This is a genomic window from Streptomyces sp. NPDC051214 (assembly GCF_040682375.1).
Classification (GTDB): Bacteria; Actinomycetota; Actinomycetes; order Streptomycetales; family Streptomycetaceae; genus Streptomyces.
Genome location: NZ_JBFBAT010000008.1, coordinates 319,539 through 332,637, shown reverse-complemented (window position 1 = coordinate 332,637; position 13,099 = coordinate 319,539). Strand labels below are relative to the sequence as shown.

Annotated in this window: 8 protein-coding genes; 1 reads left to right on the top strand and 7 read right to left on the bottom strand. The window is 72.1% G+C overall.

All coding sequences use genetic code 11. The annotated features are described in order from the left end of the window. Positions 1-8: 8 nt before the first annotated feature. From AB0M70_RS22910 to AB0M70_RS22880, 7 genes are all read right to left on the bottom strand, one after another. Positions 9-743: a class I SAM-dependent methyltransferase gene (locus AB0M70_RS22910; protein WP_365822101.1), complete on the bottom strand. Its 735-nt coding sequence runs from the start codon at positions 741-743 to the stop codon at positions 9-11. 7 nt (positions 744-750) lie between these two features. Then, positions 751-5,199 (bottom strand): aminotransferase class I/II-fold pyridoxal phosphate-dependent enzyme, encoded by a 4,449-nt coding sequence (locus tag AB0M70_RS22905; RefSeq protein ID WP_365822099.1) that lies wholly within the window; start codon positions 5,197-5,199, stop codon positions 751-753. A gap of 169 nt (positions 5,200-5,368) precedes the next feature. Next, positions 5,369-7,036, bottom strand: coding sequence for a right-handed parallel beta-helix repeat-containing protein (locus AB0M70_RS22900; protein WP_365822097.1), 1,668 nt, complete (start codon positions 7,034-7,036; stop codon positions 5,369-5,371). A gap of 5 nt (positions 7,037-7,041) precedes the next feature. After that, positions 7,042-8,004, bottom strand: a complete 963-nt coding sequence (locus AB0M70_RS22895) for a UDP-glucuronic acid decarboxylase family protein (RefSeq protein ID WP_365822095.1) — start codon at positions 8,002-8,004, stop codon at positions 7,042-7,044. Next, the gene (locus AB0M70_RS22890; protein ID WP_365822093.1) at positions 8,001-9,329 is read right to left on the bottom strand and encodes a UDP-glucose/GDP-mannose dehydrogenase family protein; all 1,329 of its coding nucleotides are present in this window, start codon (positions 9,327-9,329) and stop codon (positions 8,001-8,003) included. The genes AB0M70_RS22895 and AB0M70_RS22890 overlap by 4 nt, the downstream gene beginning before the upstream one ends. 10 nt (positions 9,330-9,339) lie before the next feature. Then, positions 9,340-10,404 (bottom strand): UDP-glucose 4-epimerase GalE, encoded by a 1,065-nt coding sequence (gene galE, locus AB0M70_RS22885; protein ID WP_365822091.1) that lies wholly within the window; start codon positions 10,402-10,404, stop codon positions 9,340-9,342. A 6-nt stretch (positions 10,405-10,410) separates the two neighbouring features. Beyond that, positions 10,411-12,240 carry a glycosyltransferase gene (locus tag AB0M70_RS22880; protein WP_365822089.1) on the bottom strand — a complete coding sequence of 610 codons (1,830 nt, stop codon included), beginning with the start codon at positions 12,238-12,240 and terminating at the stop codon, positions 10,411-10,413. 124 nt (positions 12,241-12,364) lie between these two features. Between AB0M70_RS22880 and AB0M70_RS22875 the strand changes: the two genes are divergently transcribed. Then, positions 12,365-13,078 carry a TetR/AcrR family transcriptional regulator C-terminal domain-containing protein gene (locus tag AB0M70_RS22875; RefSeq protein ID WP_365822087.1) on the top strand — a complete coding sequence of 238 codons (714 nt, stop codon included), beginning with the start codon at positions 12,365-12,367 and terminating at the stop codon, positions 13,076-13,078. The last annotated feature ends 21 nt before the right edge of the window (positions 13,079-13,099 follow it).

The window sequence follows — 13,099 nt, the reverse complement described above, 5'->3', positions numbered from 1 at the left end:
GGTGCCGCTCATGCCCGCCGCGCTGCCGTGAGCAGCACCATCCCGGAGTCCCCGTAGTCCGGCAGCGTCGGGTCGGCGTCGATCCGGGTGACCGCGAGATGCTCGGTGAGCGGGGCGAACACCTCGGTGACGACGGCGGGGTCCACCGGACAGCCGGGCCACCGGGACGCGGGCCCGATGCGGTACGTCGGCATGTTCTCCATGAACGCCGCGACGAGATGCCCGCCCGGGACGACCGAGCGCACGAAGCGGTGGCAGAAGTCCGTGAACTCCGTGAAGTCCTCGGTGACGCCCTCGGCGACGAAGTTCATCGACGCGATGTCGTACGTGCCGGGTTCCAGCGCCCGGACGTCGCCGTGCACGACGCGCACGCCCGCCAGGGTCTCCGGAAGCGTGGACGGCAGCTCGGGGTTGAGGCGGCGGCACAGTGCGTGGAAGGGCAACCAGCTTGCATCGGGGGCCTGTTCGAGCTGCCGGGTCAGATAGGCGACACCCGCGGCGCTCGCCTCGACGGCGTCGATGCGGCGGCTCGCGGCGGCGGCCATCATCAGCGGATAGAGGTTGGGCCCCGCCCCGAACTCCAGGGAGCACGCGGCGCTCGCCCGGCCGAACCGCCGGTAGAAGGCGGAGTGATGGGCGATGACCGCGGCGTCGGACGGGTGCAGTTCGCGGTAGTTCTCGCCGAGGTAGTCCTGGACGGGCCAGCTGTCCCAGTCGACGTCGTCGTTGCGGGTCGGGGCCATGGCGGTGTCAGCTCCCCGGCCGCAGCGGGAAGCGTTCGGACAGGCGCGTCAGGGCGGTGTTGAGCCGGTCGACGTCGTCGTCGGAGTTCAGGGCCGTGAGCTGCACACGGAACCCGACGCGGTCGCGCGGTACGAGCGGATAGGCCGCCAGGGTCACATAGATGCCCTGCTCCCACAGGAAACCGGCGACCGCGTCCAGGTCGGCCGCGTCGGCCAGGGGTATCTCCACGATCGGTAGCTGATCGGAGTTGAGCGTCCCCACCCCGAGTCCGGCCACGTGGTCGAGCACCCGGACGGTCTTGCGGTGCAGGTCGGCGCGGAGGGCGTCGCCGCGCCGGTCGTTGACCTCCAGACCGGCGAGCGCCGTCGCCAGCGAGGCCGTGGGGGACGGCCCGGAGTACAGATAGGGGGCGGCGGCCACCTTCAGGTGGTCCTTGAGCCAGGTCGGCAGCGCGAGGAAGGCGAGGAGCGAGGAGTAGGCCTTGGAGAAGCCGCCGACGAGGACGATGTTGTCGTACGTCTCGCCCGTGTGCCGCACGACGCTGTTGCCGCGGGACCCGTAGGGACACGGCTCGTCGGCGCGGCGCTCCCCGATGACGCCGAAGCCATGGGTGTCGTCGAGGTAGAGCGTGGCGCCGGAGTCGCGGCAGATCGCGGCCAGTTCGGGCACGTCGGCGATGTTCCCGCTCATGCTGTTGACGCCGTCGAGGCAGACCAGGCGGGCCGAGCCGCTCGGCACCGCCCGCAGCAGGGCGGCCAGTTCGTCGGGCCGGTCGGCGTGGAAGCGCCGCAGCGTGGCGCCCTGCCCGCGGGCGGAGACACAGCCGTCGTACACCGTGCGGTGGGCCGCGGCCTCGACGAAGACATGCCCCTCGCCCGCAAGGACGGGGATGACCGAGGCGTGGATCAGCGTGGCCGTCGGCAGCAGCAGGGTGTCGGGCGCCCCGAGCAGTGCGGTGAGCCGCTCCTCGATCTCGGTGTAGAGCCGGGGGCTGCCCAGGAGCCGGGACCAGCTGGGGTGGGTCCCCCAGCGGCGTACGGCGGGTTCGATGGCGTCGATGATCTCGGGATCGCAGTCGAGGCCCAGGTAGTTGCAGGAGGCGAAGTCGATGAGCCAGTGGTCCCCGCTGCGGATGTGCCGGCCGCGGACCTCGTCCAGGACGCAGTCGCTCATCGGGCTGGTGCGCCGCAGGTGATCGAGTTCGCCCCAGCGCGGATCGCGCCGTACCCCCACGAGTCCGGTGTCCGTTTCGGTCATGGTGCTCTCCCTCTCCGAGGGGGCCGGGGCAGGCTCGGCGGGCGGGTCGGTCACGGACGCAGAGGCAGAGGCAGAGGTAGCGGCAAGGGTGGCCCGGCGGCCGCGTCCGTCGCCAGGACCCCGGGTGACACCGTCGAGCCCCCGGTGCCGGCGCAGGAGCCGTTCCCCCTGCTCGGCCGTCAGCGGCCGTGCGAAGAGATAGCCCTGCCCGAACCCGCAGCCCATCCCGGCCAGCAGATCCCGTTGCGCGGCCTGCTCGATGCCCTCGGCGATGACCTGCAGGCCCATGGTGTCGGCGAGATGCACGATGCCTTCCACGAGGGCGAGCTGCCGGGCGTCGTCGGCGATGTCGTCGATGAACGACTTGTCGATCTTGAGTACGTCGACGGGGAACTCGCGGAGGTAGCGCAGCGAGGAGAATCCCGTGCCGAAGTCGTCGACCGCGATCCGTACGCCGAGATCTTTCAACGCCTGCATGACCGCCTGTATCTGGCCGTCACGCCGCATCAGCACGGACTCGGTGAGCTCCAACTGCAGTGTCCCCGGGGCGAGTCCGGGTGTCTCCAGGGCGTTGCGCACCTCGCCGAGGAACCCCGGGTCGTGGAACTGCCGCGCGGACACGTTGACGCTGATGTACGGGCGCCGGTCGCGGGCGGCGCCCGCGCTCTGCAGGCCCGCGATGTCCGCGGCGGCGCTGCCGAGCACCCAGGCGCCGAGCGGTGTGATGTGCCCGGTCTCCTCGGCGAGCGGGATGAACTGCTGCGGCGGCACCAGGCCGCGCCGGGGGTGCGGCCAGCGGGCCAGCGCCTCGAAGCCGACGATCTCGGCGGTGTGCGGGGCGGCGCCCGCCGGGGTGCCGTTCGCGCGGATGTCGACGACGGGCTGGTAGCGCAGCGCGAACTCCTCGTCGGCGATCGCCCGGTCCAGGCTCGCCTGCAAATCGTGCCGCTCCCGCATGCGTACGTGCAGCCCCTGCTGGAAGCGGCGCCACTGACGCTTGCCGGCGGCCTTGGCCGCGTACAGGGCGAGGTCGGCGTGGGCGAGGAGTTCCTCGGCGCCCGCGCTGTCCACGGCCGTGGCCACGCCCACGCTCGCCGAGACGCTCACGCTGTCGCCGGACAGCTGGAACGGCCTGCTGAGGGCCTGCACCACCTGCGCGGCCAGGATCTCCGCGTCGACGGGTTCCTTGGCGTCCTCCATCAGGACGGCGAACTCGTCGCCGCCGAGGCGGGCCGCGGTGTCACTGCGCCGCAGCGTGCGCGAGACACGGGAGCCGACGGCGGCAAGGAGCCGGTCGCCGACCGAGTGCCCCAGGGTGTCGTTGACGACCTTGAAGTCGTCGAGGTCGATGAAGAGCACGCACGTCAGCGTCGACTCCCGGCGGCCGCGCAACAGTGCCCGGTCGATGCGCTCCAGGAGCAGCGTCCGGTTGGGCAGGCCGGTCAGCGCGTCGTGGAAGGCCCGTTGGGTCAGCTCATGTTCCAGCTGACGCTGTTCGGTCACGTCCCGCAGGGTGACGACGAGTCCCCGCACGGTCGGGTCCTGCCGCAGGTCGCTGCACCGCACCTCCACCTCGATGCGACCGCCGCCCCGCGGCATCCACCAGTAGTCGTGGGGTTCCTGCTGCCCGCCGCCGCGCATGGCCGCGAGCACGCGCGCGGCCCGGTCCCTGTCCCGCGGGTCCACCAGTTGCGGCAGCTCCGCCCCGACCAGCCGGATGTCCCCGAAGACGGCCTGCGCGGACGGGCTCGCGTACCGGACGGTGTCGTCGTCGTCCACGATGAGGATGACGTCGGAGGCGTTGCGCACCAACGTACGGAAGTACGCCTCGCTCTCGCGCCGGATGATCTCCTGCCGGAGTGTGATGCGCTCCTTGGCCAGGCCCGCGTGCGAGGCGAGGATCTCCAGGGAGCCCCAGATCTCGGTGAGCTGCTTCTCGGTGCCGGAGGCGATCAGCACGCCCGGCGGGTCGTCCCCGGCGGGACGGTCGCGCTGGATCATCGGGCAGACCAGGGCGCTCGGCGAGGCGTCGAGGCGGGCGGCGATCTCCGGGCCGAGGGCGGCGGCCCGGACCAGCCGCGTGCGGCGCAGGTCGAGGGCGGCGTAGGGGAACGGCGGGGAGTCGCCCGCCTCCAGGAGCAGGGTCCCGGGCCGGGCCCCCGGCCCGGACAGGTCGGCGACCGTCGTCTCGCAGGTCGCGATGATCTCCTCCGTGGTGATCGCGGCGACCAGCGACGCGGCCGCGCCGCGCAGCGCGAGTTCACGGTCCACGGCCTTGCGGTGCGCCACGACCATGCCCGCGAGCCGCAGGATCACCAGGAGGAACAGGGTGCCGGAGAAGGCGGCGATGACGGCCGCGTCATGGGCGCTGTCGAGGAGGCCCTCCGCGAGCAGGATCGCGGGGGCGATGAGCGTGGCCGCGGCGAGCAGCACGAGTCTGCGCGGCGGCGGGAGCAGGGGCTGGCGCTGATGTGTGTAGGCGGTCAGCTCCACCATCGAGGGGTGCAGCGCGGCGAGGCCCCAGGCCGTGTAGAAGACGATCCAGCCCAGGTCCAGGAGCGTGCCGGTGTGCCACAGCCCGTTGAGCTGGAGGATCCCGTACGCGATGTCGAAGGCCAGCAGGGTGGACGTGCCGAGCACGAGCAGGCGTACGGCGGGATTGTGGCCGGTCACGAAGCCCGGTGTGAGCAGCCGCGCGAGGAGGGCGAGGACCAGGACGTCGCCCAGCGGGTAGGCGATGCTGATGGCGCGCTGCGCCCAGGTCAGGCCCTCGACCTCGGTGAGCGGCTGGACGAGGTAGACCCACACGGGCAGCGCGAGCCCTCCGGTGATGATCAGCGCGTCCAGCAGACTCGGCAGGTCACGGCCCGCCCAGCGGTAGCGCACGAGCCCGAAGAGGCCCGCGGCGAGCAGTGGATACACCGCGAGGTAGGAGGCGTCGGCCGGGGAAGGGAAAGGATTCGACGCCTGGAAGTACTGCTCGACCACGTTGTAGTACGTGTCGCCCGCCGCGAACGCGAGCAGCCCCGACGCGAGCACCCACCACGGCCAGCGGTGCGCGGGCCGGTGGAGGTGCACACCGATGAGGACGGCTGCGACGCCGCCGAGACCGATGAGCGCCCAGAGCGCGGCGCGCAGCCCCGGGAGCGTCATGTAGACGGCGGTGACGGCGACGACCAGGACGACGTAGGCGGCCATGAGCCGATGCGCCCGTGATGCGTCCCGGAGGTATGACCGAAGCAATGGCAGATCGCCTCCCTGCGTGGCAGGGACACCCGGCCGCGCATCACGCGTCCATCTGGGGTCTCGCTGTATCGATCGTAGGCACGGGCCGTGGGCGCCTGCATCTTCGGCCCGCTCCGCCGCCTCAGTCCGGCGCGGGCAGTGCGGCCCCGACCGGCGGAGGCGTGCCGACGGCCCGGCCGAAGTAGTCGACGGGGCCGGGGTCGACGCCGAACTGCTCGCGCAGGTCGAGCCCCTTGTCCGCGAGGGCGTCGCAGTCAGGGGCGAGCAGGTGGGCGTCGCCGGGGGAGTCGACGGCGGGCAGTTCACCGCCGGAGAGGCAGGGGTCGACGGTCAGGCCGACAGGCCGTCCGTCGAGGCGTTCCTGGCCGGTGGCCGCGCGCCAGGCGGCGAGGCCGGTGTAGGCGTGGTCGCCCCATTGCACGGTCCACTGTCCTTTCGGTGCGCGGTAGTTGTTGCCCTGCACCAGGGCGTTCTTGGCGGTGAGGCCCCGGTCCACCAGGGCGAGCGGGGAACCGTCGGTGACGAAGGTGTTGTTGCGGACGGTGACGCCCGTCTCGCCGTCCATCAGTCGCAGGGCGGGGCCGCTCCTGCCGTTCTCCAGGGCCGTCATCACCACGGTGTTCTGGTAGATCCGCAGGTTGCGCACGTCGTGTCCGTAGACGGCGAGCCCGCCGAAGCGCGGCAGCTTGCGGCCGTCGTCGGAGGTGAGGTTGTAGCGGATGGTGTTGTCCTTGTGCGCGCCGTTCGTCTTGCGGGTGTACGCGTAGAAGCCCGGTCCGTCGTTGTGGAACGCCAGGTTGTACTGCATCGTCGAGTCCGAGACGTTCTCGTCGAACCCGAAGCCGGCGCCGTCCACCTTGGAGCCCGTGTGGTTGCGGTAGGCGGTGTTGTGCTCCAGGAGCACGTTCTTGGCGTCGTAGGCCCAGATGCCCACCGGTCCAGAAGGTGCCTCGCCGGACGACGTGGATCCGTTGTCGTGTGCGCTGGAGTCACGGACCGTGGCGTCCCGCACGGCGCCGAGGATGATGCCGTCGCCGGTGTGGCGGTCGTCCGCGTCGGCATCACCGGTGTTCCGGTACGCGTCGACGCCCGAGATGTCGAAGTCCTGGTGTGCGTAGGCGGGTTGGGACGGCTCGAACGCGGGGCCGTACGTCAGGAGACCGGCGTCCTTGTTGCCGTACAGCTTCGCCTGACGAATGGTCACGTCCTTGAAGCCGTTGCCCTTCTCCACGCCGCCGACCGCGATGCCCACCTGGAAACCGGAGACGGTGACGCCGGAGACCAGGACGCCGGTGAGCTTGCCGCCGCCCGGCCGGTCGGCGTAGAGGTTGATGCCGCCGTCGCGGGTGTAGGCGGCGCGGTCCCCGGTGACCTTGAGGTCGCGGATCTGCACGCCCGCCGTGTTGTGCACGGAGATGCCGGGGGAGCCCTCGGCGTCGACCGTCGCCCGGCCGCCGCCGTACGAGCCGACCACCACGGGCCGGTCCGCGCGCCCCGCCTCAGCGCTGTTCAGGGTGACGGTGCCGGTGAACCGTGCGCCGCCCTCGAGCAGCAGCCGGTCGCCCGGTTCGAGCGCCACACGCTCGGCGCGGGCGAGGGAACGCCAGGCCTGCCCCGGCGAGGAGCCGTCGTTCTGGTCGTCGCCCCGCGGGCTGACGTAGTACGTGTGGGACGTGGGCGCGTAGTGCGGGGTGGCCGCGCAGCCGCTCGCGCCGATCAGTACGAGCGCGGCGGTGAGGACGCCTGGCGCGGTGCGGCGCCCGGCGGACGGTGCGGCTTTCCCGGCCATGGGGATCAGGCCTCCACGGGCACCCGCGCGGGCCGCGGGGCGGATCTCGCGGTGAACCACGCCACCGTGTGCCGAAGGCCCTCGTCGAGCGGGACGCGGGGCATCCAGCCGAGCTGCTCCACGGCCCGGTTGATCACCGGGCGGCGGCGGGTCGGATCGTCGACGGGAAGCGGGCGGCAGACGATCCGCGAGGGCGACTTGGTGAGGTGCAGGACGAGTTCGGCCAGTTCGCGGACGGTGCGCTCGCTGGGGTTGCCCAGGTTCACCGGACCCTCGCGGTCACTGTCGAGCATCGCGACGAGGCCCCGGACGAGGTCGTCGACGTAGCAGAAACTGCGGGTCTGGCTGCCGTCGCCGTAGAGCGTCAGCGGCCTGCCGGCCAGGGCCTGGCGGACGAAGGTGGAGACCACGCGCCCGTCGTGCGGCCGCATCCGCGGCCCGTACGTGTTGAAGATCCGTACGATGCCCACGTCCACGCCGTGGCTGCGCCGGTACGCCATGGCCAGTGCCTCCGCGAACCGCTTGGCCTCGTCGTAGACGCTGCGCGGGCCCACCGGATTGACGTGGCCCCAGTACTCCTCCGGCTGCGGGTGGACCTCCGGGTCGCCGTAGACCTCGCTGGTGGAGGTGAGCAGGAAGCGGGCGCCGTGCCGCTGGGCCAGGCGCAGGGCGTTCTCGGTGCCGCGGCTGCCGACGGCCAGGGTCTCCAGGGCCAGCCGGTGGTAGTCCGGCGGCGACGCGGGGCTCGCGAGATGGGCCACGGCGTCCACGGGGCCCGGCACGTCGAACGGCGTCGTCACGTCGGCCCGGATCAGCCGGAAGCGGGGCACCTCGCGCAGGTGGGCGACGTTGCGCGGTTCACCGGTGCTGAAATTGTCCAGGCAGCAGACCGTGTCACCTCTGCGCAGCAGCGCCTCGCACAGATGGGAGCCGACGAATCCGCCGCCGCCCGTCACCACGACCCTCATGACGCACCTCCTGCGGAGAGTTGCGGGCGGCCCGGTGCGTGCACGGTCCAGCCGGCCGCCGACCAGGACGGGAGGTCCAGGCTGTTGCGGGCGTCCAGGAGGACGGGGGAGCGCACGAGGGCGGCGAGCGCCGCGGGATCGATGTCCCGGTACTCGGGCCAGTCGGTGAGATGCAGGACCAGGTCGGCGTCCTCGCAGGCCTTGTCGACGTCCAGGGCGTAGGCCAGATCGGGGTGGGTCTCGCGCGCGTTGTCGATGCCCTGCGGGTCGTGCACGCGGACCGTGGCGCCCTGCTGGTGCAGGGCCGCCGCCACGGCCAGCGCGGGCGAGTCGCGGACGTCGTCGCTGCCCGGCTTGAACGCCGCGCCGAGCACCCCGACCCTGCGGCCGGTCGACGAGCCGCCGAGGAGCCGGCGGGCCCGGTCGACGGTCCGCGCGCGCTGCCGGGTGTTGATCCGGTCGACCTCGTGCAGGAACACCACCGCCTCTCCCGCGCCGATCTCCTCGGCGCGGGCGGCGAAGGCCCGGATGTCCTTGGGGAAGCAGCTGCCACCGAAGCCGAGCCCCGGGGCGAGGAAGCGGGGGCCGATCCGCGAGTCTGCGCCGATGGCCTTGGCCAGGACCGACGCGTCGGCGCCCGCGGCGTCGCACACCTCGGCCATGGCGTTGATGAAGGAGATCTTGGTGGCGAGGAAGGAGTTCGCCGCCACCTTGACCAGCTCGGCGGTCGCCGGGTCGGTGCTGAAGAACGGCACTCCGGCGCGGATCATGGGTGCGTAGATCGCCCGTAGCACTCCCTCGGCGTGGCGCGAGGTCACGCCGACGACGAGCCGCTCGGGCCGCATCGTGTCCTGGACCGCGGACCCTTCGCGCAGGAACTCGGGGTTCCAGGCGACCTCCGTGCCCGGGGCCGACGGCGCGAGGCGCTCGGCGAGCCGGGCAGCCGTGCCCACCGGCACCGTCGACTTGCCCACGACCAGGCTGCCGGGCCGCAGATGCGGGGCCAGGCCGTCCACGACGGTGTCCACGTACCGCAGATCGGCGGCGTGGCTGTCGGGGCGCTGCGGGGTGCCCACGCACACGAAGTGTGTCCCGGCGAACGCGGCGCCCTCTTCGAGCGAGGTGGAGAAGCGCAGCCTGCCCGACGCGACGGTCCTCGCGAGGAGTTCGTCCAGGCCGCTCTCGTGGATGGGCGCCCGGCCCGCCGAGAGGGCCGCGATCCGGTCGGCGTCGATGTCGATGCCGAGGACTTCGTGACCGATGTCGGCCATGCAGGCGGCGTGCACCGTCCCGACGTAACCCGTCCCTATCACTGTCATCCGCATGGCGCTGCTCCTAACGGTCGTTGCGCTTGTTGCTGGGGCGCCGGCCGGAACCGGCGTAGCCATGGGGGTTGAGCTGCTGGAAGCGCCATGCGTCGCGACACATCTCGGGCAGTCCCCGGCTGGGGCGCCAGCCCCAGTCGCGGGCCACCGCGCGCGCGTCGGCGACGAGTTCGGTCACGTCGCCGGGGCGGCGCGGCATGATCTGGTACGGAATGGCCCTGCCGCAGGCCGCGCCGAACGCGGCGATGACGTCGAGGACCGAACGGCCGCTGCCGACACCGAGGTTGAACACGCGCAGGCCCGGCCCGTCGGCGAGGTGGTCCAGGGCGATGCGGTGGGCCTCGGCGGTGTCCATGACGTGGAGGTAGTCGCGGATCGCGGTGCCGTCGGGGGTGGCGTAGTCGTCGCCGAACACGGGGAGCCGCTCGCGCCGTCCGACGGCGACCTGCGCCACGTACGGCATCAGGTTGTCGGGGACGCCGCCGGGGTCCTCGCCGAGCAGCCCGCTGGGGTGGGCGCCGACGGGGTTGAAGTAGCGCAGGGCGAGCACCGTGAACTCGGGGCAGCGGGCGCACACATCGGCGAGCACCTGCTCGCAGATCCACTTGGACGCGGCGTACGGATTGGTGGGCCGGGCGGGCGTGGCCTCGTTCAGCGGGCCGCGACCGGCGTCGCCGTAGACCGAGCAGGACGAGGAGAACACCATCTGGTGCACGCCGTGTTCCTGCATGACCCGCAGCAGGGCGGTCGTGCCGCCGACGTTGTTGTCGTAGTACTGCACGGGCATCCGTGTCGACTCGCCCACGGCCTTGTGCGCGGCAAAGTGCACGACGGCGTCCACGGAGTGGCGGTCGAAGACGGCCGACAGGGCGCGCCGATCACGGATGTCCAGTTCATAGACGGCGCCGACGAAGCGGTCGGCGATCCGTTCCACCCGCGTGAAGACCTGCGGGGTGCTGTGCGAGTAGTCGTCGATCACGATCAACTCGTAACCGTGGTCGAGGAGTTCGACGCAGGTGTGACTCCCGATGAAGCCCGCGCCGCCGGTGACGAGGATGGTGGAGGGTGCGCTCATGTCGGTTCACCGGCCCAGGACGGCGGCGACGTACGCCGGGTAGAAGACGGTGGCGGTGGCGACCGGCAGTGCCACCAGCACGCCGAGGGCGACCGGGAGCCGTGCGGTCGACAGCGCGTGGACGAAGGAGACGTCGCCGGCCCGCGCCACCTCCCGCACATGGAGCAGCGGGACGGCGAGGGCGACGACCGCGTAGGTGGTGGCGGCGAGGAGGCACAGGAAGACATAGCCGGCCGAAGGGCTCGTCAGCTCGCCCACCAGGGCGACGCAGGACAAGGAGGCCGCAAGGACGGCGAACGGCAGGATCAGCCTGGCGGGCAGCTGCCGCGGTCCGCCGGCTTCCTTGGGCGTGACCTTGAAGGTCACCGGCCGCGGCCGCAGCTTCTGCGCGACGGCGCCGAGCAGGCCCAGGATGACGAAGGGCCAGCGCGCGAGCGCGAACAGCCACGTCTCCCAGCTGACCACCGGCGCGGTGCGCGGGCGCAGCATGCCGCGGCGGCGCATCAGGTACAGGGTCAGGAGCAGCCACACGGGCATGGACCAGAAGTGGGCCAGGAAGTCGAGGTAGTTGACGTTCATCCACGGCAGCCCGGTGAGGACGGCGATCGGCGGGAGGGTGAGACCCGCGGTGATCATCAGGCCGAGGAGCGGATAGTAGGCGAGGGCGTAGGAGAAGCGCAGCCGCAGCACGAGGGGCAGCCGTCGCAGATGGCGCGGCAGCAGGCCCAGGAGCATCGTGGTCAGGCTCCGCGACCACTGGTACTCCTGCGTGATCATGTCGGCGAAGGTGAGGGGCCCGTCCCCGTGGGCCTCGGCGTCGATGGCGAACGCCCCGTGCCAGCCCGCCGAGTTGAGCAGATACGTGGTGGAGAAGTCCTCGGCAAGCTCCGGGCCGAGACCCCCGATGTCCCGCAGTGCGCGGGTGCGCACGGCGTAGTGCGAGCCGATGCACATCGGGGCAAGCCCGTCGCTGTGCCCCAGCTGCACCGCGCCGTGCCAGACGGCCTCGCGGTGCAGACGCCCCCGTGCCGCCCAGGACACCGCGCCGTTGGCGTCGCACATGCTGGGCGCCGCGACGTACCCGATGGCGGGGTCGTCGAAGGGGCGGACCATCTCGGCGAGGTAGGTCGGAGCGGGCACGTGGTCGCAGTCGAGCTGCGCGACGACGTCGTAACGGCCGTAGCCCCAGTTGTCGTAGAAGTAGGCGAGGTTGCCTTCCTTGCAGCGGGTGCGGCGCGGCCAGTCGCTGCGGTGGTACGGGAGCACGCCGCGTCGGCAGGACATGCGTACCCGGTGCGTGCGGCACCAGGCGATGATCTCGTCGGTCGGGTCCTCGTCGCACAGCCATACGTCGTACGGGTGCGGGAAGTCCTGCGCCAGCATCGCCTCGAGCGTCTGCCGGGCGGTGGGCCACGGCTCGGAGGGGGCGCGGGTCACGGCGAAGGCGACCGGGAGCGCGGGGACCGGCAGCTCGGGGTCGACGCGGCGCAGGCGGAGCGCGGTGACGAAGAAGTAGCAGGGAAGCCCGGTGAGGTAGAGCAGCAGCGCACTGTTGACGACCAACCCCGTCCACCCCACGCGGTGCTCCGGCTGCAGCCACCAGGACCAGAACCACAGGAAGCTCAGCGCCCAGCACACGGCGATCACCATGAGGGCGGCCCGGTCGCGCCGGGGGAGCGCGGGCACGAAGGTCGTCGGCCGGACGCGGCGCACCGGGAACGGATGGCCGAAGACGGGGCCGCAGGCGGTGACGCGGACGACGTTGCCGTCCGACATCCGCGCGAGATCGCGCTCCACCTGGACCAGATCCGCCGACATCGGCTCGCTGTGCGTCATGGCGCGACGCTCCTGAGAGGTCCCGACGCTGTACGCTGACTACGTACGTTTACGTCGTATATGTACGACTTTGCACCCGATGCTCTCTGTGGTCAAGGGGGCCGCAGAGGTGGAGGTGGCGGACATGCCGCAAGGCGAAGAAACGAACCCGGCCCGGGGGCGACGCGCCAGTGACCGCGGGCGCTACGGACGGCTCAGCAGGGAACGCGTCCTGGCCATGGCCCTGGAGGTCGTCGACCGTGACGGGCTCTCCGGCCTGAGCATGCGCAGGCTCGGCGCGGAACTGGGCGTGGAGGCGATGGCCCTCTACCGGTACGCGGCCGGCAAGGGCGCCCTCCTCGACGGCCTGGTCGAGGCGTTCCACCAGGAGCTGGAGGACGTACTGGCCGAGCAGCATCAAGTCGCGGACTGGAAAGGGGAGTTGCGGCGGATCGCGCTCGCCACCCACCGCGTCGCGCTGCGCCACCCGAACATGGTCCCGCTGCTCGCCACCCGCCTGCTGTCCACCCCGCTGGCCCGCCGCCCAGCGGCCGTGCTGCGCGGCGACGAGCGCGTCCTGGACCTGCTCCACGGCGCGGGACTAGGCGACCGCCGCACGGTGGAGGTGCACCGGGCGTTCACGGCGTGGCTGCTCGGCTATCTCCTCGTGGAGCTGCGGGCCATGGACGACGCGCCCGGCGAACCGGACCCGGCCTTCCGCCTTGGCCTGCACCGCATGCCCGCGCAGGAGTTCCCCCGCCTGCGGGCCACCGCCGTCTCGCTGGACGGGCGGGGCGGGCCGGAGCAATTGGCTGCGGGACTCGACGCGTTGCTCGGCCCGGCGGACCCCCGGTCGTGAAGCCGGGGGCGCGGACGCCGA